The sequence below is a fragment of the Streptomyces sp. NPDC101393 genome (genome assembly GCF_044767385.1).
Classification (GTDB): Bacteria; Actinomycetota; Actinomycetes; order Streptomycetales; family Streptomycetaceae; genus Streptomyces.
Genome location: NZ_JBIWNU010000012.1, coordinates 1 through 20,657, shown reverse-complemented (window position 1 = coordinate 20,657; position 20,657 = coordinate 1). Strand labels below are relative to the sequence as shown.

General features: G+C 71.9%; 20 protein-coding genes. 12 read left to right on the top strand and 8 right to left on the bottom strand.

From position 1 onward, the window contains the following. Positions 1 to 64: 64 nt before the first annotated feature. Positions 65 to 964 (bottom strand): hypothetical protein, encoded by a 900-nt coding sequence (locus ACIRQ7_RS32210; protein WP_404266145.1) that lies wholly within the window; start codon positions 962 to 964, stop codon positions 65 to 67. Between the two features lie 57 nt (positions 965 to 1,021). Here ACIRQ7_RS32210 and ACIRQ7_RS32205 point away from each other — a divergent pair, with 57 nt between their 5' ends. The 4 genes from ACIRQ7_RS32205 to ilvD all read left to right on the top strand — a co-directional run bounded on the left by ACIRQ7_RS32205 (position 1,022) and on the right by ilvD (position 5,581). Continuing rightward, positions 1,022 to 1,954, top strand: a complete 933-nt coding sequence (locus tag ACIRQ7_RS32205) for a Ppx/GppA family phosphatase (RefSeq protein WP_404266144.1) — start codon at positions 1,022 to 1,024, stop codon at positions 1,952 to 1,954. A 93-nt stretch (positions 1,955 to 2,047) separates the two neighbouring features. After that, positions 2,048 to 2,872, top strand: a complete 825-nt coding sequence (locus ACIRQ7_RS32200; protein ID WP_404266143.1) for a sugar phosphate isomerase/epimerase family protein — start codon at positions 2,048 to 2,050, stop codon at positions 2,870 to 2,872. Further along, the gene (locus tag ACIRQ7_RS32195) at positions 2,869 to 3,501 is read left to right on the top strand and encodes a TetR family transcriptional regulator (protein ID WP_404266142.1); all 633 of its coding nucleotides are present in this window, start codon (positions 2,869 to 2,871) and stop codon (positions 3,499 to 3,501) included. Before ACIRQ7_RS32200 ends, ACIRQ7_RS32195 begins: the two co-directional genes overlap by 4 nt. Positions 3,502 to 3,730: 229 nt before the next feature. Then, positions 3,731 to 5,581 carry a dihydroxy-acid dehydratase gene (gene ilvD / locus ACIRQ7_RS32190; RefSeq protein WP_404266141.1) on the top strand — a complete coding sequence of 617 codons (1,851 nt, stop codon included), beginning with the start codon at positions 3,731 to 3,733 and terminating at the stop codon, positions 5,579 to 5,581. A 74-nt stretch (positions 5,582 to 5,655) separates the two neighbouring features. On the opposite strand, the gene ACIRQ7_RS32185 is transcribed toward ilvD, so the two are convergent. Then, positions 5,656 to 5,946, bottom strand: coding sequence for a DUF397 domain-containing protein (locus ACIRQ7_RS32185; protein WP_404266140.1), 291 nt, complete (start codon positions 5,944 to 5,946; stop codon positions 5,656 to 5,658). Then, a complete protein-coding gene (locus ACIRQ7_RS32180; protein ID WP_404266139.1) occupies positions 5,928 to 6,770 on the bottom strand; it encodes a helix-turn-helix domain-containing protein in 843 nt (280 codons plus the stop codon). Before ACIRQ7_RS32180 ends, ACIRQ7_RS32185 begins: the two co-directional genes overlap by 19 nt. Before the next feature lie 168 nt (positions 6,771 to 6,938). On the opposite strand from ACIRQ7_RS32180, the gene ACIRQ7_RS32175 reads away from it, so the two are divergent. Both ACIRQ7_RS32175 and ACIRQ7_RS32170 read left to right on the top strand, forming a co-directional pair. Further along, positions 6,939 to 7,157 carry a hypothetical protein gene (locus ACIRQ7_RS32175; protein ID WP_404266138.1) on the top strand — a complete coding sequence of 73 codons (219 nt, stop codon included), beginning with the start codon at positions 6,939 to 6,941 and terminating at the stop codon, positions 7,155 to 7,157. After that, entirely contained in the window at positions 7,154 to 7,546 is a 393-nt protein-coding gene (locus tag ACIRQ7_RS32170; protein WP_404266137.1) for a hypothetical protein, read from the top strand. Before ACIRQ7_RS32175 ends, ACIRQ7_RS32170 begins: the two co-directional genes overlap by 4 nt. A gap of 176 nt (positions 7,547 to 7,722) precedes the next feature. Here the strand turns inward: ACIRQ7_RS32170 and ACIRQ7_RS32165 are convergent, their stop codons facing one another. Further along, on the bottom strand, positions 7,723 to 10,179 hold the full coding sequence (locus tag ACIRQ7_RS32165; RefSeq protein WP_404266136.1) for a PQQ-binding-like beta-propeller repeat protein: 2,457 nt from the start codon (positions 10,177 to 10,179) through the stop codon (positions 7,723 to 7,725). 186 nt (positions 10,180 to 10,365) lie between these two features. Between ACIRQ7_RS32165 and ACIRQ7_RS32160 the strand changes: the two genes are divergently transcribed. The 3 genes from ACIRQ7_RS32160 (at position 10,366) to ACIRQ7_RS32150 (ending at position 12,013) form a co-directional block, all read left to right on the top strand. Beyond that, positions 10,366 to 10,740, top strand: a complete 375-nt coding sequence (locus tag ACIRQ7_RS32160; protein ID WP_404266135.1) for a peptidase — start codon at positions 10,366 to 10,368, stop codon at positions 10,738 to 10,740. 42 nt (positions 10,741 to 10,782) lie between these two features. Next, positions 10,783 to 11,394 carry a hypothetical protein gene (locus tag ACIRQ7_RS32155; RefSeq protein WP_404266134.1) on the top strand — a complete coding sequence of 204 codons (612 nt, stop codon included), beginning with the start codon at positions 10,783 to 10,785 and terminating at the stop codon, positions 11,392 to 11,394. Positions 11,395 to 11,581: 187 nt separating this feature from the next. Beyond that, on the top strand, positions 11,582 to 12,013 hold the full coding sequence (locus ACIRQ7_RS32150; protein WP_404266133.1) for a VOC family protein: 432 nt from the start codon (positions 11,582 to 11,584) through the stop codon (positions 12,011 to 12,013). Positions 12,014 to 12,064: 51 nt separating this feature from the next. Here the strand turns inward: ACIRQ7_RS32150 and ACIRQ7_RS32145 are convergent, their stop codons facing one another. The 3 genes from ACIRQ7_RS32145 to ACIRQ7_RS32135 form a co-directional block, all read right to left on the bottom strand. Continuing rightward, entirely contained in the window at positions 12,065 to 13,471 is a 1,407-nt protein-coding gene (locus ACIRQ7_RS32145) for a M1 family metallopeptidase (protein ID WP_404266132.1), read from the bottom strand. Positions 13,472 to 13,600: 129 nt separating this feature from the next. Then, positions 13,601 to 15,373, bottom strand: a complete 1,773-nt coding sequence (locus tag ACIRQ7_RS32140; protein WP_404266131.1) for a SulP family inorganic anion transporter — start codon at positions 15,371 to 15,373, stop codon at positions 13,601 to 13,603. A gap of 546 nt (positions 15,374 to 15,919) precedes the next feature. After that, positions 15,920 to 16,312, bottom strand: coding sequence for a hypothetical protein (locus ACIRQ7_RS32135; protein ID WP_404266130.1), 393 nt, complete (start codon positions 16,310 to 16,312; stop codon positions 15,920 to 15,922). Between the two features lie 224 nt (positions 16,313 to 16,536). Between ACIRQ7_RS32135 and ACIRQ7_RS32130 the strand changes: the two genes are divergently transcribed. From ACIRQ7_RS32130 to proC, 3 genes are all read left to right on the top strand, one after another. Next, on the top strand, positions 16,537 to 17,436 hold the full coding sequence (locus tag ACIRQ7_RS32130; protein WP_404266129.1) for an ABC transporter ATP-binding protein: 900 nt from the start codon (positions 16,537 to 16,539) through the stop codon (positions 17,434 to 17,436). After that, positions 17,433 to 18,203, top strand: coding sequence for an ABC transporter permease (locus tag ACIRQ7_RS32125; RefSeq protein ID WP_404266128.1), 771 nt, complete (start codon positions 17,433 to 17,435; stop codon positions 18,201 to 18,203). The genes ACIRQ7_RS32130 and ACIRQ7_RS32125 overlap by 4 nt, the downstream gene beginning before the upstream one ends. Positions 18,204 to 18,368: 165 nt before the next feature. Then, on the top strand, positions 18,369 to 19,178 hold the full coding sequence (proC, locus tag ACIRQ7_RS32120) for a pyrroline-5-carboxylate reductase (RefSeq protein ID WP_404266127.1): 810 nt from the start codon (positions 18,369 to 18,371) through the stop codon (positions 19,176 to 19,178). 67 nt (positions 19,179 to 19,245) lie between these two features. On the opposite strand, the gene trpS is transcribed toward proC, so the two are convergent. Continuing rightward, positions 19,246 to 20,268, bottom strand: a complete 1,023-nt coding sequence (gene trpS, locus ACIRQ7_RS32115) for a tryptophan--tRNA ligase (protein WP_404266262.1) — start codon at positions 20,266 to 20,268, stop codon at positions 19,246 to 19,248. Positions 20,269 to 20,657 lie beyond the last annotated feature (389 nt).

The window sequence follows — 20,657 nt, the reverse complement described above, 5'->3', positions numbered from 1 at the left end:
GCCGCGGGCGCCCGCCCCACGGTCTTGACGCTTCGCGCGGGGCGAGGCGCGAGCCGCTCCGCCGCTACTGCGCCGTGTCCTGCTTGTACTTCACGTCCTGCGTCTCCGTCTTCGGCTGCTTCCGCGGGTCCGCCGGGTGCGGCGCCATCGGCAGCAGCGTCGCCAGCCGCTCCTCGCACAGCTCCACGAGCTGGGCGTAGGCCTCCTTGCCCATCAGCTCGGTCAGCTCCGGCGCGTAACTGACGTACACCGGGTCGCCCGCGCCGTGTGCCGAGGTCGCCGAGGTGCACCACCAGTGCAGGTCGTGGCCGCCCGAGCCCCAGCCGCGCCGGTCGTACTCGCCGATCGTGACCTGGAGGATCTGGGTGTCGTCCGGCCGGTCGATCCAGTCGTAGGTGCGCCGCACCGGCAGCTGCCAGCAGACGTCCGGCTTGGTCTCCAGCGGCTCGCGGCCCTCGCGCAGCGCGAGGATGTGCAGCGAGCAGCCGGCGCCGGCCTCGAAGCCGGGGCGGTTCTGGAAGATGCAGGAGCCCTCCCAGCGGCGGGTCTGCCGCTCGCCGTCCTCGTCCTCCTGGACCCAGCCGGTCTCCGTGCCGACGTCGTGGAACTGCCACAGGTCGGGGGTGAGACGGGCCACACTCTTGGCCACCCGCTTCTCGTCGTCCTCGTCGGAGAAGTGCGCGCCGAGCGTGCAGCAGCCGTCGTCCGCGCGCCCGGCCTGGATGCCCTGGCACCCGCTGCCGAAGATGCACGTCCAGCGGGAGGTCAGCCAGGTCAGGTCGCAGCGGAAGAGCTGCTCGTCGGCGGCCGGGTCGGGGAAGGTGACCCAGGCGCGGGCGAAGTCGAGGCCGACCTCGTCAGCCGTGGCCCCGTCCCCGGGCTTCGTCCCCGTCACCTTCTGGGACCGCCGCTTTTCTTCCTTCTTCAGGGATTTATCCTGCTTCGCCTTTTTCGTCTTAGCCACGTCTCAAGACTAAGGCGGCTGACAAGCGATCCCGTCCGCGGCAGTAGGTTTTGCCGTATGAGACTCGGTGTCCTCGATGTGGGTTCGAATACGGTGCATCTCCTGGTGGTGGATGCCCACCCCGGCGCACGCCCGCTGCCCGCCTATTCGCACAAGGCGGAGCTGCGGCTGGCCGAACTCCTCGACGCCGACGGCACCATAAGCGACGCGGGCGTCGAGCGGCTGGTCGCGACCCTGCACGAAGGGATCCAGGTCGCCGAGGACAAGGGCGTCGAGGACGTCCTGCCCTTCGCCACCTCCGCGATCCGGGAGGCCGCCAACGGCGAGGACGTGCTGCGCCGGGTCGCCCGGGAGACCGGCGTCGAGCTGCGGGTGCTGTCCGGCGAGGACGAGGCGCGGCTCACCTTTCTCGCCGCCCGCCGCTGGCTGGGCTGGTCCGCGGGCCGCCTGCTGGTGCTGGACATCGGCGGCGGCTCCCTGGAGATCGCGTACGGCCTCGACGAGGACCCGGACGCCGCGGTCTCGCTGCCGCTCGGCGCCGGCCGTCTGACCGGCAGCGATCTGCCCGGCGACCCGCCGCAGTACGACGACGTGCGGGCGCTGCGCCGCCGGGTTCGGGCCGAGATCGCCCGGGTGGTGAGCGATTTCACCCGCTTCGGAACGCCGGACCATGTCGTGGGCACCTCCAAGACCTTCAAGCAGCTGGCCCGGATCGCGGGCGCCGCCCGCTCCGCCGAGGGCCTGTACGTCCAGCGGGAGCTGAACCGCAAGGCGTTGGAGGAGTGGGTGCCGAAGCTGGCCGAGATGTCCGCCGAGGAGCGGGCCGGGCTGCCCGGTGTGTCGGAGGGCCGTTCCCGCCAGCTGCTGGCCGGGGCGCTGGTCGCCGAGGCGGCGATGGATCTGTTCGGGGTCGAGTCGCTCGACATCTGCCCGTGGGCGCTGCGTGAGGGCGTCATCCTGCGGCGGCTGGACCACCTGCCGGCTCCGTAGGCGGGAGGTTCGCCGGGCGGCGGGCGGCCACGCGTCCGCTCCGCGAGTCGGCCTCCTGCCGCTCGCACAGTCACGGCCCGTACGCTGTCCCTCGTGACAGAGCCAGTGGTGCGCATCCCGGATGCGAAGGTCGCCCTGTCCACGGCCTCGGTCTATCCGGAGTCGACGGCGACGGCCTTCGAGATCGCCGCGCGCCTGGGCTACGACGGCGTCGAGGTCATGGTGTGGACCGACCCGGTCAGTCAGGACATCGAGGCGCTGCGCCGCCTCTCGGACTACCACGGCGTGCCGGTGCTCGCCGTGCACGCGCCCTGCCTGCTGATCACCCAGCGGGTCTGGTCCACCGACCCCTGGGTCAAGCTCCAGCGGGCCCGGAACGCCGCCGAGAAGCTGGGTGCCTCCACGGTCGTGGTGCACCCGCCGTTCCGCTGGCAGCGCGGCTACGCCAAGGAGTTCGTGCGGGGCGTGTGGCGGATGGAACACGAGACGGACGTGAAGTTCGCGGTCGAGAACATGTATCCGTGGCGCTACCGCGACCGCGAGATGCTGGCGTACGCCCCGGACTGGGACCCGACCACCGACGACTACCGCCACTTCACCGTCGACCTCTCGCACACCGCCACGGCGCGCAACGACGCGCTGGAGATGGTGGACCGGATGGGCGACCGGCTGGCGCATGTGCACCTCGCCGACGGCAACGGCTCCGCCAAGGACGAGCATCTGGTGCCGGGGCGCGGCAGCCAGCCCTGCGCCGATCTGCTGGAGCGGCTGGCCGCCACCGGCTTCGACGGCCATGTGGTGGTCGAGGTCAATACCCGGCGGGCGATGTCCGCCGCCGAACGCGAGGCCGACCTCGCCGAGGCGCTGGCCTTCACCCGGCTGCACCTCGCCTCCCCGACGTGGGTCCCGGGCTCGTGACGTCACCGCCCGGTCCGCCCGGCGGCACCCCGGCCCCGCGCCGCCGCGGCCGCCCGGCCCGTGCCGAGAGCGCCGAGGGCCCCGGCACCCGGGAGCGGATTCTCGCCGCGGCCCGTACGGAATTCGCCGAACGCGGCTACGACAAGACGTCGGTGCGCGGGATCGGCAAGGCCGCCGGGGTGGACGCGGCGCTGGTGCACCACTACTTCGGGACCAAGGAGCAGGTCTTCGAGGCGGCGATCGAGCTGACCTTCGCGCCCGCGCTGACCATGCCGGAGGCGCTCTCGGGCGGCGGCGAGGTGGGTGAGCGGATGGCCCGTTTCCTGTTCGGCGTCTGGGAGAACCCGGTCAGCCGGCAGCCGCTGCTGGCGGTCATGCGCTCGGCGCTGACCAACGACACCGCGGCGACCGTGCTGCGCAAGCTGATCGAGCGGCGGCTGCTCCAGCGGGTGGCCGGCGAGCTGACGGTGCCCGACCCCGAGTTCCGGGTGCAGCTGGCCGCGAGCCACCTGATCGGGATCGCGATGCTGCGCTACCTGATCAAGATGGAACCGGTCGCCTCGGCGGATCCGGAGGAGATCATCGCGATGGTCGCCCCGACCCTTCAGAGGTATCTGACCCAGCCCTGACCAGCGGCGATACCGAGGACGTAGCGCCCTGACGGGGCCGGCAGGGTGTCCGCACTCCGGTCACGCGTCTCACATTGCGGAGGCGCTGTCCGGATCTTGGATCAAGAGCGTAATCTCGGTCTCAGCTGATATAGGACAGCTGACAGCTGATATGCGACGCCACCGGTACGCGGCGAGGCCGGGTCCCGGCGAGGTGGTCGTACGTACGCATCCCGAGGGAGTGACCATCGTGCCTGATCTGAGGTCCCGCACCGTTACCCATGGCCGCAACATGGCCGGCGCCCGAGCCCTTATGCAGGCTTCCGGCGTAGCGCGCGAGGACTTCGGCAAGCCGATCATCGCCGTCGCCAACAGCTTCACCGAGTTCGTGCCGGGCCACACCCACCTCCAGCCGGTCGGCCGGATCGTCTCCGAGGCGATCCACGAGGCCGGGGGCATCGCCCGCGAGTTCAACACCATCGCGGTCGACGACGGCATCGCCATGGGCCACGGCGGCATGCTCTACAGCCTGCCCTCCCGCGACCTGATCGCCGACTCCGTCGAGTACATGGTCGAGGCGCACTGCGCGGACGCGCTGATCTGCATCTCCAACTGCGACAAGATCACGCCCGGCATGCTGATGGCCGCGATGCGTCTGAACATCCCCACCGTCTTCGTCTCCGGCGGCCCGATGGAGGCCGGCAAGGCCACCCTCGTCGACGGCACCGTCCGCAGCCTCGACCTGGTCGACGCGATCTCGGACGCCGTCAACGACAAGATCTCGGACGAGGACATCCTCCGCATCGAGGAGAACGCCTGCCCGACCTGCGGCTCCTGTTCGGGCATGTTCACCGCCAACTCGATGAACTGCCTCGCCGAAGCCATCGGTCTCGCCCTCCCCGGCAACGGCTCCGTGCTGGCCACCCACACCGCCCGCAAGGCGCTGTACGAGAACGCCGGCCGCACGGTCGTCGAGATCACCAAGCGGCACTACGACCAGGACGACGAGACCGTCCTGCCGCGCAACATCGGCACCCGTGCCGCCTTCGAGAACGCCATGGCCCTGGACATCGCGATGGGCGGCTCGACGAACACGATCCTGCACCTGCTCGCCGCCGCCCAGGAAGCCGGTCTGAACTTCGACCTGGACGACATCAACGCCGTCTCGCGCCGGGTGCCCTGCCTGGCGAAGGTCGCGCCGAACGTCGCGCCGGGCGGCACGTACTACATGGAGGACATCCACCGGGCCGGCGGCATCCCCGCCATCCTCGGTGAGCTGTGGCGCGGCGGGATGCTCCACGAGGACGTGCACACCGTGCACAGCGCCTCGATGGACGAGTGGCTCAAGACCTGGGACGTGCGCGGCGGCTCGCCGTCCGCCGAGGCCGTCGAGCTGTGGCACGCCGCCCCCGGCTGCAAGCGCTCCGCGACCGCCTTCTCGCAGTCCGAGCGCTGGGCGAGCCTGGACACGGACGCCGAGGGCGGCTGCATCCGCGACCTGGCGCACGCGTACTCCGTCGACGGTGGCCTGGCGGTCCTCAAGGGCAACATCGCCGAGGACGGCTGCGTCGTGAAGACGGCGGGCGTCGACGAGTCCATCTGGACGTTCGAGGGCCCGGCCGTGGTCTGCGAGTCGCAGGAAGAGGCCGTCGACAAGATCCTCAAGAAGCAGGTCAAGGAAGGCGACGTCGTCGTCATCCGCTACGAGGGCCCCAAGGGCGGCCCCGGCATGCAGGAGATGCTCTACCCGACGTCCTTCCTGAAGGGCCGCGGACTGGGCAAGGCCTGCGCGCTGGTCACCGACGGCCGCTTCTCCGGCGGCACGTCCGGCCTGTCCATCGGCCACGCCTCGCCCGAGGCGGCGGCCGGCGGCACCATCGCCCTCGTCGAGGACGGCGACCGCATCCGCATCGACATCCCCAACCGCGGCATCGAACTCCTCGTGGACGACGCGACGCTGGCCGCCCGCCGGGAGGCCCTCGGCGGCGTCTACGCGCCGAAGAACCGCGAGCGCAAGGTCTCGCAGGCGCTGCGCGCGTACGCGGCGATGGCCACCAGCGCGGACAAGGGCGCGGTCCGGGACGTGAGCAAGCTCGGCTGAGCCCGGCCCGGCAGCAGCAGCGCAACGCGAAGGCCCCCGTCGTACGACGGGGGCCTTTCCGCGCGATCGATGCGTCAGATGCCGGGCAGTGCGCTGCCCTTCACGGCGGTGACGAAGGACGACCAGACCGACGCCTCGAAGACGAGGGCGGGGCCGTGGGGGTCCTTGCTGTCACGGACCGGGACGAGGGCCGTGAAGTCGTCGGAGACCTCGATGCACTGGCCGCCGTCGGGGTTGCTGTAGCTGGACTTGCGCCAGGTGGCGGTGGCCAGGAAGTCGTCGGAGACCTCGATGCACTCGCCGCCGTCCTGGTTGCTGTAGCTGCTCTTGCGCCAGGTGACGGTACTCAGGTCGATGGCTCGCATGACACTTCCTCCAACATCTGCCTGATGAACTTCCGCGATTCGGCCGGGGAAAGGGCTAGGTCACGGACCAGATCGTAGCTGAGCTGCAAGCGTTCAGCGGCTGCTGTTTCTTCGACAAGCTCGCCCGAATAACCGGTTTCTACCCATGCCCTGGTGAGGCCGTCCGGGAGGCGCAAGAACATGGTGTGCGTGTTCGTCAGCGCATGGAGTCCTACGTCGTGCCGCACGACTTGAACCACGATGTTCCTTCGCTCCCCCATGTCCAGCAAGTGCTCAAGCTGCTTGTGCCACTGCTCGGCATCTCCCAACGGCGTGCGCAGCACGGTCTCCGACAAGATGGAACGGAATTGGGGCGCCTCGACGCCCTCCAGCAACTCCCTGCGACCTATGCGAGCTTCAACCTGTCGCGTCAGATCTTCCCCGCTGATGCCTCCGACGGTAAGCAGGTCGCGGGCGTAGCCCTCGGTCTGAAGCAGGCCCGGGAGGACGCTCACCGCGTAGTGCCACAAGCTGACCGCTTCGGCTTCCAAGGTCATGTACCGCCGGTATCGCTCGCGGAACTGCGTAGGATCCCCCGCCGCCAGCTCCCAGAGGGTCAGCAGCAGCCCCCGCGTCCCGTAGTGCTGGTCCAGCGCCTGGACGACCTCGGGGCTGCCCAGGGTCTGCGCCTTCTCCATCTTGCCGAACAGGGACGAGTCCCAGCCCAGGATCTCGCCGAGCTGCCGCAGGCTGTCCCCCTTCTGCGCGCGGAGTAATCGCAGCTCCTCCGCGAATCGTTGGCGTGGCTCCTGGCTGCGGCCGGTGACCGCTCGCCTCGGGGGCATGGCGCCCTCCTCCGTGGAAGGTGTGGAACTAACGGCCCCGGGCGTGGAATTACGGCCCGTCAGAGGCATTTATCCCCTCTCGCGGGTGCATCCTCGTAATGCCCGGAACACGCACAGTAGTTGAGGTCCGGTGATCGATTCAGTGGAACGGCAGACAGGAGCGGCAGCATGACCAGCGAACGAACCACGGAGGCCGAGGTGGCCTGCGAGGAACTGGCCGGCGTGCTCAAGGCGGCGGGCATCACCCTGCCGTCACTGTGCGTCGATGTGGCGTCCTACCGCTACGAGCAGCCCCGCGCGCTCATCGAGTTGGGCCGCTGCAACCTCGACACCACGCACAAGCTCATCGCGGTGCTGAGGCGCGCGGCCGGGGAGGCGGACCGGTGACCGCGCGCTTCGTACGGGGGCTGCTCGCCCGGGTCTTCCCGGCGTACGGGAGGCATCGCGTGCGCCGGGCGCCGGAAGCGGCCCCCGCCCCCGAGCCCCGGCGTACCCGTCACGCCCACCGCCCGCTGCCGCCGCACCGCAGCCCGTACGCGCGTGACGCGGCCGAGGCGGTGCCGTTCCTGGACGAGCCGAGCCCCGTACGCCCGTATATGGCCCACTGGACGGGCGCGGGCGCGTGGCCGGACGGGGCGGAGCGGCGGGCGCAGGCGGAGCGGCGCTGGGTGCTGGACATGGCGTTACGCGGGTTCGACGCGGGGCCGGCCGTGATTCACGGCGTGTACGTCCGGCCCGGTGACGGCCCCCGGGTGCCCCGGTCGGTGGTGGCCTGAGTGGGGGTGACCGGGCGGGCGGCCGCGTACGTCTCGCCGGCCTGTCACATCGGCACGCACGCGAAGTGCGACAAGGGCGCGGCGGGGAGCGTCGTGGTCCCGGGGGTCCGGCGCGAGGCGTGTGCCTGCCGGTGCCACGCGGTGGGGCCGGCCGGTCCGCACCGGCCGGCCCGCCCTCACCAGCCGGCCGGGTCCTTCGTCGGCGCCGCGAACACCGTGCCGTCGGGCGCCGCCGCGTAGATGCGGCCGTGCCGCGCGTCCACCAGCGGTGCGGGCAGCGTCTCCAGGAAGCCGTTGTGCCGGTCGGCCGCCAGCCGCGGCCGGGTCTGTCCGAGCTGGGCGCCCGAGCGGGTGTCGACGGCGAGCAGCCGCCCATCGGCCGCGGTGAAATACAGCCGGTCGCCGTCCACCACCGGGGCCGAACCGCGGCTCACCGACGTCTCCACGTCCCAGGTGCGGTCCCCGACGGCCTGGAGCGCGCCGCCCTCGGCCAGGAGATAGACCGTCTCGCCCCGTACGACCGCGGCGGCGCTGTCGAGCGGGGCCGCGAGGGGGAAGCGGCGGGTGCGTTTGGTGGCGGGGTCGTAGCGGACCACGGCCGTGGTGCTGGAGGTGTACGTCGGGTCGGTGGCGGTGAGGTAGAGCGCGCCGGAGGGGCTGGTTCCGGTGGCGGTGAGGTTGCCGGGGAGCCGCCGCGCCCAGCGGATCCGGCCGTCCTTCGGGTCGATGGCGGTGACCTGGGTGCCGCTGCCGTCGACCGCGGTCTCGGCGGCATAGGCGGTGCGGTCGCCCCCGGAGGAGGCGCCCTTGGAGGTGGCCCCGGGGGAGGCGTTCCCGGGGGAGGAGAAGGACGCCAGCCGGTGGCCGGGGAAGCGCTTGTGCCAGCGCTCCCGGTGGGTCCGGCTGTCGAGGGCGGTGACCGTACCGTCCCCGGTGGCCAGCAGGATGCGGTCCCCGACGATCGTGGTGCCGCCCTCGTAGGCGGAGATGTCCTTGGTCCAGCGGGTGGCCCCCTTCCCGTCGGCGGAGGGGTCGAGCGCCTCCAGCCGCTTGCCGTCGGGGGAGAAGACGTACAGCAGGCCGCCGGACAGCACCGGGGTCGTGGGCGGCGAGTCGGACTTGGTGGCGGGGCCGGCCGCCCGGCGCCACGCCACCCGGCCGCTGTCCGGGTCGACGCGGGCGGCGCGCAGCCCGGACTGGACGCAGAAGACGGCGCCGGTGGGCGCGCCGGTGACGGCGGAGGGCTTGCCCGCTTCGCCGGACGTCCCCGTCGTGCAGAAGGGCATCTCGGCGCGGTAGCCCGCGGGCCGCTCGACCAGCGTCGTACGCCAGGGGCGGAAGGTGTCGTCGGCGGGGCGCGACGGGCGGGTCTGCAGCGCGGGGTCCTCGTCGGGTGCGGGGGAGGACAGGGCGCGGACACCCGCGAGGGTCCCCGCGCCGGTGATCACCAGAGCCACCGCCGCCCAGAGGGCCAAGCGGCGCCGCCGGGGACGGCGGGGACGGCGGGGACCGTGCTCCGGCCGTGCCGTCCCGGCCGTGGCGCTTCTGGCGCCGGGCCCCTGCGTCCCCGGCCGTCCGCCGGAGGGATCCGCCTCGGGCGGGCGGTCGGCGGGCGGGACGGCCCGGATGTGGGTGGACTCGGCGCGCGGCGGTGCGGACTCGGCGCGGAGCGGCGGGCGTTGGCCCGGCTGCCGCTGGCTCGGTATCCGGGCGTCCGGAATTCGAGAGTCCGGTAGCGGCGCATCCGGCGCGAGGGCGTTCGGCGCGTCCCCGTACAGCGCGTCGGTCGCGTCGTGCACCTCGGTGGGGAGGTCGGTGTGCAGCTGCTCCATCAGGGCGTCCGGGGTCGGCCGGTCCGCCGGGTCCTTCGCCAGGCAGCGCTCGATGAGCGGCGCCAACTCCTCGGGCACACCCGCCAGATCGGCCTCGTCATGCACCACCTGATAGGCGACGACATACGGGCTGTCCGAATCGAAGGGCCCGCTTCCGGTCGCGGCGTGCACCAGCACCGAACCCAGCGCGAATATGTCCGCGGCCGGACCCACCTCGCGCGGCCGCTGGAACTGCTCGGGCGCCATGAACGGCGGCGTCCCGATCAACTTGCCCGTCTCCGTGCGCATTTCGCTGTCCGACGGGCGGGAAATACCGAAATCGATAACTTTCGGCCCGTCGGCGGCCAGCAGCACATTTCCCGGCTTGAGGTCGCGGTGCACGACCCCCGCCCGGTGAATGTCACGCAACGCCTCGGCGAGACCGGAAGCCAGCCTGCGGACTTCTGCGGGCGCCAGCGGCCCCTTCCGCTTCACATGATCGGAGAGGGTCGGACCGGGAATGTGGAGGGTGGCCATCCAGGGCCGTACGGCGTCCGGGTCGGCGTCCACGACAGGGGCGGTGAAGGCCCCGCTGACCCGCCGCGCGGCCGCCACCTCCTGCCGGAAACGCCCACGGAATTCCGGGTCCTGAGCGAATTCGGCATGGATGACCTTGACCGCGAGCAGCAGTCCGGACGACGAACGCGCAAGATGGACCACGCCCATACCGCCGGCGCCCAGACGCGCTTCCAGGCGATATTTCCCGGCGTATTCCGGACGCTCCGCTTCCGGGTCCACCCCGGAATTACGCAGCGGCGGCATCGTTCCACCCCCGTGTCATTCCCCGTGCCATTCGGTCGCAGCTGCGACGCGCGGAGCCTAGTCGATAGCACGGAAGAGATGAACGCCGCTTGCTAGCCTGCGAGTTGCGGGGCCCGGGAGTCCCGTGCGAGGCGCCCTTTCACCGGGCGCCATTCCATGCGCACCATTTCCACGGGGGAGTACGAAATGAGCACACAGGACCAGCAGGACCACCCGGCTCCGGCGCTGCCGGGCCCGGACAGCCTGGAGACCCTGGGACATCTGGCGGGCCCGGCGGGCGCCGAGCCGACCGTCGAGCCGCTCGGCGTCCGCCGCACGTACGCCATCGCGCCCGGCTACTACGTCAACGTCCGCAAGCGGCCCGACACCAGCAGTCCGGTCGTCCGGCAGCTGTCCCCGGGCTCGCGGGTCGACATCCACTGCCAGCGGCGCGGCGAGCGGTGCAGCGGCCCGTACGGCACCACCGACCTCTGGGACTGCATCGGCCCCGGTCAGTACGTCTCCGACGCCTACGTCCGGACGGGCAGCAGCGGCCTGGTCGCGCCGCGCTGCACGAGCTGAGCATCGGCCGGTCCGCCCGCGCCGCCGGGGATAATCGTCAGCATGAGCGATGAGCAGACGACGCCCGGCGGCCCGGAGCGGAACGGCGCGGGGCGGGGCGCGGCGGGGCAGGGCGGTCCCGAACCGGAGGAGATCCGGTTCTTCGGCACCACCTGGGTCCGGCACGACGGCGGCTACGCCCTGCGCCGGGCCGGTGTCGCGATCGGCTCCCTCGCGCTCGCCGCGGCCGGCGCGGTCGTGCTGCGGTTCGCCTTCCAGGGGCTGGAGGTGGCCGATGTGGGCGCGTTCGTCGGTGTCCTCGTCGTCGTCGGCTTCGCCATCTGCAGCGCCCTCGCCTTCCGCCGCACCTGGGACGGCTTCACCCGCCGCCCCGACCCGGCCGCCGAGAGCGCGGCCGACAAGTCCGCGCAGAGCCTGATGCTGATCGGCTTCATCGGCTCGCTCCTCGCCTACTTCTGCCGCAGCCTCGTGGAGGCCCCCGGCGAGAAGCTGCGCCGCGCCGAATACGCGACGGCCCGCGAACGCCACGAGCGCCGCCGCGGCGCCCGCACCGGCAACCCGGCGGCCAAGAAGAACCGGCCGCAGGGCGGGTCGCAGAACCGGTCGCAGGGTCGGCCGCAGGGTCGGCAGCAGAGGGGGAAGAAGCGCGGCTGACGCCGGCCGTGCCTGCCCGTGCCCGCCCCTGCCTGCGGTGTGCGAGGTGCCCGCCGTGTGCGGGGCGTCTCCCCGGAACGCCACCGGCACGGTGCCCAGAAATTGTCAGAGGGCCCTGGCACAGTCTTCTTGCGTACGGCGCAGCAGCCCGGATCAGGCCGGCGCAGGATGAGGAGAAGGCGGCACCATGGACTTCACGATCGAGATCGTCCCCGTCCCCGTCGTCGATGTCGACCGGGCCAAAGAGTTCTACGCCGACCGATGCGGCTTCCCCGTCGACCTCGACACCGAGGTGGCGCCGGGCATCCGCATCGTGCAGCTCACACCCCCGGGCTCGCGGTGCTCGATCGCGCTGTCACAGGGCCTGCCCCCGGCGCCGGGCCAGTCGGAGATGAAGCCCGGCAGCCTTCGCGGCATCCAGATCTGCGTGACCGACATCGCCGCCGCGCACGCCGAACTCTCGGGCCGCGGCGTCGACATCAGCCCCGTTCAGCACGTCGGGCCCGCGGGCTGGGAGGAGGGGACCGGGGAAACCTGGAACTCCTTCGCCTTCTTCGCCGACCCCGACGGCAACGGCTGGGTCCTCCAGGAAGCCCCGGCCCCGCTGGCGGAGCGGTAGGCGCTGCCGGAGCGACAGCCGCTGTCGCCGGCAGGGCGCTGCCCCGCCGGCTCAGTACTCCCAGTCCGGCCGGCCCTCCCCGTACAGCCAGTCGTCGAAGAGATCCGTCAGATCCTCGTCCGTACGCTCCTCGCAGAAGGCGATGAAGTCCTCGGCGTCGGCGTTCGCATGGCGGTGCTCGGCCGGCCACTCCTTGAGGATCGAGAAGAAGGTCTTGTCGCCGACGGCCAGCCGCAGCTGCTGGAGCAGCATCGCGCCGCGCTCGTAGACGGGATCGTCGGTCACGTTCTGCGGCTTGCCCGGATCGCCCGGCGGGAAGTCCCAGCGCTTCGCGTCCGCCTCCTCCTCGTCGTACATCTCGTCGAACTGCTCCTGGGGCGTGCGGCCGCCCTCCCGCTCCTCCCACAGCCACTCCGCGTAGGTCGCGAAGCTCTCGTTGAGCCAGGCGTCCTCCCAGGTGGCCGGGGTGACGGAGTCGCCGAACCACTGGTGGGCCATCTCGTGCACCACCGTCGCCGCGTCCGGCGCCCCGGCGTAGACCGGCTTGGTCTGGGTCTCCAGCGCGATCCAGTCGATCCGCTCAGGAGTGTTGTCGACGATCGCGCCCGCGGAGGAGAAGGGGTACGCGCCGAACAGCCCGCGCTCCCACTTCATGATCTCCGGCAGCTGGTCCAACGCCTCCTTGCTCGCCCCGGCCACCGCCGGATCCACCGCCACATACAGCGGCAGCCCGTCGGGCGTACGGGACGTCTGGACCTGGAAGCGCCCGATGGTGGCGGTGGCCAGATAACTGGCCATCGGCTCGGCGTTGTGCCACTCGAAGGTGGAGTGCTTCTTGTCGTTCTTCGTGGCCCGCAACTCGCCGTTGGCGACGGCGGTGTAGCTCTTCGGCACGGTGATCCGGAAGTCGTACGCGGCCTTGTCGCCGGGGTGGTTGTTGCCCGGGAACCACGTCATCGCGCCGGCCGGCTCCCCGGCCACGAACGCCCCGTCCGGCGTCTTGACCCACCCCTCGTGGGATCCGTCCGGATCCGTGATCTCCAGCGGCGTACCGGAGTACTCGACGGTGGTGCGGAACTGCGCGCCCTTCCGCAGCGCCGAGGCCGGTTGGACCGTGAGCTTGTGCCCCTTGCGCGTGAACGCGGCGTCCTCGCCGTCGACCCGGACCGCGGACACCTTCAGCCCCTGCAGATCCAGCTGGAAGGACCGCAGGTCCTGCGTGGCCTTCGCGGTGATCGCGGCGCTCGCGTCCAGATGCTTCTTCCGTACGTCGTAGTCGAGATCGAGCCCGTAGTGGGTGACCTGATAGCCGCCGTTGCCGAGCGCAGGGAACAGCGGATCGCCCACCCCGCCCTTGCCCGCCGCCCCCTTGACGGTCCCGCTCGTGCAGGAGGACAGCAACAGGGCGACGGACAGGGCGGCGGTCGCACCGCAGGAGCGGAGGGGCCGGCGGTTCACAGCACTCCAAAGGGTCGGTGATCACAAGCTCCCCGACCCTACGGTCATTTCCTCAGCAACGCCGTTCTCCTGCGGATACAGGGCACCACGGACACCGGCTGCGGATGTGCCGGGTGCTCAGGTGCGGGGTCAGGAGGGGTGATCAGGGCGCTGGCGGGTGCGGTGGGTGGTGCCGTGGTGGGCACTGTGACCATGGCTGGTTTCGCTCGCTTCGATGACCTCTCCACTACGGCGGCGCTGTTCCGCCCAGCTGCCGAGCGCGGCCGCGCAGGCGTGGTCGAGATGCCGCAGCCCGGAGAGGTCGAGCTCGATCGCCCGGTCACGGGGCAGCGCCTCCAACTGGTCCAGCAGCTTGGGCAGTCGCAGAAAGGTGGCGTGGCCGACGGCCCGTACGCGGATCGGGGGGAGCGGGGCGGTGGTCACGGGAGCGGGCGCGGCTGCGGCTGCGGTTCCTTGTGCCGTCGCGGGTGCGGGCGTGGACGCCCCCGGCCACTCGGGGCTGCCGAGCCTCTCCAGCGCCTCCAGCCCGTCCGACCTGCCCGGACCGCTCGGGCCCTGCGTCCCGCCGACCACCCCGGGCGGCCCCACGATCTCCAGGTGCACGTGGGAGGTCTCCCACGCCGACTTGGCGACAGCCATCAACAGCCCCAGCAGCACCCCCTCAAACATGTTGGTGGCCACGATCGCCACCGCCGTCGCCGCCAGCACCACCGCCTCGCCCCGGTGGTCCCGCCACAGCGGCCGCCACTGCTTCACAGGCAGCAACTTCCAGCCCGCGTGCACCAGTACACCGGCCAGCGCCGCGACCGGCACCACACCGAGCGCCGCCGGGAACGCCGCGGCGAAGAGCAGCAGCCACACCCCGTGCAGCACCCGGGAGGCCTTGGTCCGCGCCCCGGCCTGCACATTCGCCGCGCTGCGCACGATCACCGCGGTCATCGGCAGCGCACCGAGCAACCCGCAGACCGTGTTGCCCGCGCCCTGCGCCATCAACTCCTTGTCGTACTGGGTCCGCGGCCCGTCGTGCAGCCGGTCCACGGCGGCGGCGCTGAACAGCGACTCCGCCGACGCGATCAACGTGAACGCGAGCACCGTGCCCAGCGTGCCGACCAGCGCCCCGGCCTCCGCCAGCCGCGCGAAGTCGTCGCCGCCCGGCGGCTGTACGGCCTCCAGCAGGCCCTGCACCTCGACCCGCGCCACCGGCAGATCCAGCACGAACACCGCCAGCGTCGCCAGCGCCACCGCCACCAGCGGCGCGGGCAGCACCCGGGCCGCCCGGCGCAGACGCGGCCACACCATCAGCACCAGCACTGTCCCCACCCCGACGGCCAGGGCCGTCAGCGCCGGACCCGATCCGGCGGTGGCGACCGCCAGATCCGGCAGCCCGCCGAGGTTGGCCAGGCCGCTGCCCGGCGACTCGGCGTCCGCGAGCGCGTACAGCTGACCGGCGATCAGCACCAGCCCGATTCCGGCGAGCATGCCCTGAACCACGGCGGCGGAAATCGCCCGGAACCAGCGTCCGAGCTTGAGGGCGCCCATGGCCAGTTGGAGCAGCCCGGCCGCCAGCACCAGCGCGCCCAGCGCGCCGAGCCCGTACTCCTGCACGGCTTCGTAGACGAGCACGGTCAGACCGGCGGCGGGGCCGCTGACCTGGAGGCTGCTGCCGGGCAGCAGTCCGGTGAGCAGGCCGCCGACGATGCCGGTGACCAGACCCAACTCGGCCGGCGCCCCGGAAGCGACAGCCACCCCTACACACAGCGGGACGGCGACGAGAAAGACGACCAGCGAAGCGGTGACGTCGGCCCGCCAGACGGCGAGCGACCGCGGGGCCCCCTTGCCGTCCCGGCCTTTCCGGGACGTCGGGGACGACGAGCGGCGTCGGACAGTGGGGAACCTCTGCATGCGGGATGCCTCCAGCGGATGCGGATGCGGATGCGGATGCGGTGTGAGCGGGGTGCGGCTACCGAGGTGCGCGTACGCAGAGGTGCGCGGCTCACGGCCAGGCAGGCCGGACGAAGCCGGCGAGGCGAGGGCGAGCGAGGCGCACGGACGGACGGTCGGGCGTCACGGGCGGGTGGTCGGGCGTCACCGAGGGACGGTTGGGCGTCGCAGATGAACGGTCGGGCGTCACGGACGGGTGGACAGACGTCACCGAGGGAGCGGCGTGCCGCCGACGGCACCTGGGCGGACCGGGGCCGCAGGGCTGGACCCCAAGGGCTGGACTTCAAGGGCTGAACTTCAAGGGCTGGACCCGTAGGGCTGGGGCCGGAGGGGAGCAGGACTCCAAGGACCGAGGCCCGGAAGGACCGGGACCCCGCGGAAGGACCAGGGCCCGAAAGAGCCGGGCCCCGGAGGACCGTCGCCCCTGTGCGGTGCCCCTGTTCGGCACCCTGTGCTGCGGCCCTCTGCGGCGCCCCTGTGCGGCACCCAGTTGCGGCTAGGCCTCCCTCAGCAGCGGAACACCCCGTACCGGACGGGCAGTTCGCCGGATCTCGACAGAGGCACGGCCTGCCGAGCGGCCGGTGGCACCGTCACCGCCGACCCGCCCACGGGCCGTACGGAACAGGCGGTCGACAGAGGAGTGGAGAGTGGCGTCGGCGCGGACGCCACGGGAGCGGACCGCCCGCCGCGACGCGGCTGGCAACGGTCGGCGGCGGACTCCGGATGGTCGGTGGCGTCCAGGGCCTGCGGGACGTCGGACGAGGCGGCCGGGCCGGACATGCCGTACGCGGGCGCCCTTTCGACGAGGGCCGGCAGCGCGGCGGCGGCCGGGAGCGCCAGAACGACGGCCGCGACGATCAACAGGAACCGGCAGAGCGCGCCGACCCGGATCTTCGCCATCGTCGCCCCTTCCGGCGAGGTTGGACACTCAACGCCATTGTGTCCAGGAGGGGCACGGGTGCGGGGAATTCGGTGTGTAACTGTCGTGTGAACGCGGAGTCATTGAGTAGGAATGATCAATTCCGATCACTCCGGCGGCCGCCGGAGCGAGCCGCGGCCCGTCACGCGCCTCCACCGCCCCGTACCGCTTGACGCGCCACCCCGCCCGGAGCACTATTCATCGCATGATGAATTACGACTGTGGCCCCCTTCGAGGACCCGCGGCCCCACCCCCGGACGCCGCGGCACCACCCCCCGGCCCCGCGATCCACGCCCACGGCCTCACCGTCGTCCGCGGCCACCGCACCGTCCTGGACGCCCTCGCCTTCGACATCCCCCGCGGCCGGATCACCGGCCTCCTCGGCCCCTCCGGCTGCGGCAAATCCACCCTCATGCGGGCCGTGGCCGGCACTCAGGCCAAGGTCACCGGCACCCTCGACGTCCTCGGCCTCCCCGCGGGCCACCCCCGGCTGCGGCCCCGCATCGGCTACGTCACCCAGGCCCCGTCCGTCTACGACGACCTCACCGTCCGCCAGAACCTCGACTACTTCGCCGCCGTCCTGCACCCCGGCCGGGCCGCCCGCGCCACCCGCCGCGACAGCGTCACCCGGGCCATCGAGGACGTCGACCTCACCCGCCACGCCGACGCCCTCGCCGGCAACCTCTCCGGCGGCCAGCGCAGCCGGGTCTCGCTCGCCGTGGCCCTGCTCGGTACCCCGGAACTCCTCGTGCTCGACGAACCCACCGTCGGCCTCGACCCCGTACTCCGCCGCGACCTGTGGAACCTCTTCCACACCCTCGCCACCGACCGCGGCACCACCCTCCTCATCTCCTCCCACGTCATGGACGAGGCCGAGCGCTGCCACCGGCTGCTGCTGATGCGCGAGGGCCGGATCCTGGCCGACGACGCCCCCGGCGCGCTCCGCGACCGGACCGGCTCGCCCACCGTCGAGGACGCCTTCCTCCGCCTCGTCGACGAGGCCAAGGCGGGAACCGGGCACCCCGCGCCAGCAGGCACCGCACCCGCCGACCCCGCGACAACCGACCCCGCACCCGCCGCCCCCGCCAAGGAGCCCGCGCCGTGACCACCGACCAGCTCCCCGGCACCGCACCCCTCTCCGCGGCCCGCACCCTGGCCACCGCCGCCCGCGTCCTGCGCCAGCTGCGCCACGACCCCCGCACCATCGCGCTGATGCTCGTCGTCCCGTGCGTCATGATCGCGCTGCTCCGCTACGTCTTCGACGCGCACCCGAGCACCTTCGACACCATCGGCGCCTCGCTCCTCGGCATCTTCCCGATGATCACGATGTTCCTGGTGACCTCCATCGCGACGCTGCGCGAACGCACCTCCGGCACCCTCGAACGCCTCCTCGCCATGCCCCTCGGCAAGGCCGACCTGATCAGCGGCTACGCCCTCGCCTTCGGCCTGCTCGCGGTCGCCCAGTCCGCCCTCGCCACCGGCCTGTCCGTCTGGGGCCTCGGCCTGGACGTCATCGGCTCGCCGTGGCTGCTCCTCCTGGTCGCCGTCCTGGACGCGCTCCTCGGCACCGCCCTCGGCCTGTTCGTCTCGGCCTTCGCCTCCTCCGAATTCCAGGCCGTCCAGTTCATGCCCGCCGTCCTGATGCCGCAGCTGCTGCTCTGCGGCCTGTTCACCCCGCGCGACACCATGCAGCCGGTGCTCGAAGCGATCTCCGACGTCCTGCCGATGTCCTACGCCGTCGACGGCATGAACCAGGTCCTCCAGCACACCGACCTCACCGGCGACTTCCTCCGCGACCTCGTCATCGTCGCGGGCTGCGCCCTCCTCGTCCTCGTCCTCGGCGCCACCACCCTCCGCCGCCGTACGACCTGACGCCCCGGCGGCCCCTCACCCGTCCCGTCCCTCGGAACGCCCCGCCCCCCGACGCCCGCCGGGTGCAAGGATGACGACAGCGGACCAAACCGATCCCGCCCCACCACGACCATCCCCACCATCCCCACCATCACGATCACCACCACCGGCGAGGTGAAGCGCAGCATGACCCAGAAGGTCGCCGTACTCGGCACCGGAAAAATCGGCGAAGCCCTGTTGAGCGGCATGATCCGAGGAGGCTGGGCCCCCTCCGACCTCCTGGTCACCGCCCGCCGCTCCGAGCGCGCCGAGCAACTGCGCGCCCGCTACGGCGTCGAAGCGGTCAGCAACGCCGAGGCCGCCAAGGCCGCCGACACCCTGATCCTCACGGTCAAGCCCCAGGACATGGGCACCCTCCTGACGGAGCTGGCGCCGCACGTCCCCGCCGACCGCCTGATCATCAGCGGCGCGGCCGGCATCCCCACCTCGTTCTTCGAGGACAAGCTGACCGCCGGCACCCCCGTCGTCCGCGTCATGACGAACACCCCCGCACTCGTCGACGAGGCGATGTCCGTCATCTCCGCCGGCACCCACGCCACCGGCGCCCACCTCACCCGCGCCGAGGAGATCTTCTCCGGCGTCGGCAAGACCCTGCGCGTGCCGGAGTCCCAGCAGGACGCCGCCACCGCACTCTCCGGATCCGGCCCCGCGTACTTCTACTTCCTCGTCGAGGCCATGACGGACGCCGGCATCCTGCTCGGCCTGCCCCGCGACAAGGCCCACGACCTCATCGTGCAGGCCGCCATCGGCGCCGCCGTCATGCTCCGCGACAGCGGCGAACACCCGGTCAAGCTCCGCGAGAACGTCACCTCCCCGGCCGGCACCACCATCAACGCCATCCGCGAACTGGAGAACCACGGCGTCCGCGCCGCCATGATCTCCGCGCTGGAAGCCGCCCGGGACCGCAGCCGCGAACTCGCCTCCGGCAACGGCTGACGCTCACCCCCGCACCGCACAAGGGCCGCCGCCGCGCCCCGCCCCGACGGCGGCCCTCACCCGCGCCTCACTCCTTCGGCAGCAACCCCACCGCCCGATACGCCGCATCGACCCGCGGCCGCGCCATCCCCCGGGCCCGCTCGGCCCCCTCCCGCAGCACGGAATCGACGTACTCCGGAGCGGCGGCCAGTTCCGCGTGCCGCTCCCGCACCGGGCGCAGCACCTCCAGCACCGCCTCGGCCGTGTCCTTCTTCAACGCCCCGTACGAGTCGTACTCGCCGGCCAGCGCCACCGGGTCCCCCTCCGTGCAGGCCGCCAGCACATCCAGCAGATTCGCCACTCCCGGCCGCTCCTCCCGGTCGTGCACGACATCGCTGCCGGCATCCGTCACGGCCCGCATCACCTTCTTCCGCACCACCTCCGGCTCATCCAGCAAATAGACGATCCCCGCGGTCCGGCCATGCGACTTCCCCATCTTCGACGCCGGGTCCTGCAGATCCATCACCCGCGCCGCCACCTGCGGATGCGTCGTCTTCGGCACCACGAACGTCGCCCCGTACCGCTGGTTGAACCGCACCGCCAGATCCCGCGTCAGCTCCAGATGCTGCGCCTGGTCCTCCCCTACGGGCACCTCGTGCGTCCCGTACGCCAAGATGTCCGCCGCCATCAGCGCGGGATACGTCAGCAGCGACAGCCGCACACTCCCGCCCCGCGCCTGCTCGGCGGCGGCCTTCTCCTTGTACTGGATCATGCGCCGCATCTCGCCGTCCGAAGCCGTGCACTCCATCAGGTACGACAACCGCGCGTGCTCGTCCACATGGCTCTGCACGAACACCGTGCAGAGCTCCGGATCCAGCCCCGCGGCCAGCAGCAGCGTCGCCGCCTGCCGGGACAGCCGCCGCACCCGCGCCGGATCGTGCTCCACGGTCAAGGCGTGCAGATCCACCACACAGAACAACGCGTCCGCCCGGTGCTGGTCCTCCCGGGCCCACCGCCGCATCGCCCCGAGGTAGTTCCCCAGCGTCAGATGCCCCGTCGGCTTGACCCCACTGAAGATCCGCTTCGCCCCTGCCGTCCGCGGCATCGCCATCTCGCCCATCACTCTCTCCCGTACTGCCGTTGCGTCGGGACCGCCGACCTCGCCGGCCGGCTACGTGAGGGAGATACGCGAACGGCCGCCGAAGCGGCGGCCGTGGTCATGCATGCGCTGGTGGTCGGCCGCCGTCAGGCGAGCCACCACTGCTGTACGTGCGCAGGCGTGTTCATGAGGTCAAAGTACCCCTACAACCCGGGCCCGGCACGGGTTTGAAGCACCCCAACCCCTCGTGTAGTGTGCTCCGAGTTGCCACGGAGCCGACAGGCCCCAGGCAGCCATCCCGCCGCTTTCAGCGGCACACCACTACTGCACGGCCCCTCATCGGGAACGATTTCGGCATGCCGAAATTTGAACCGGGACTCGATTATGAGTCACCGAGGAAT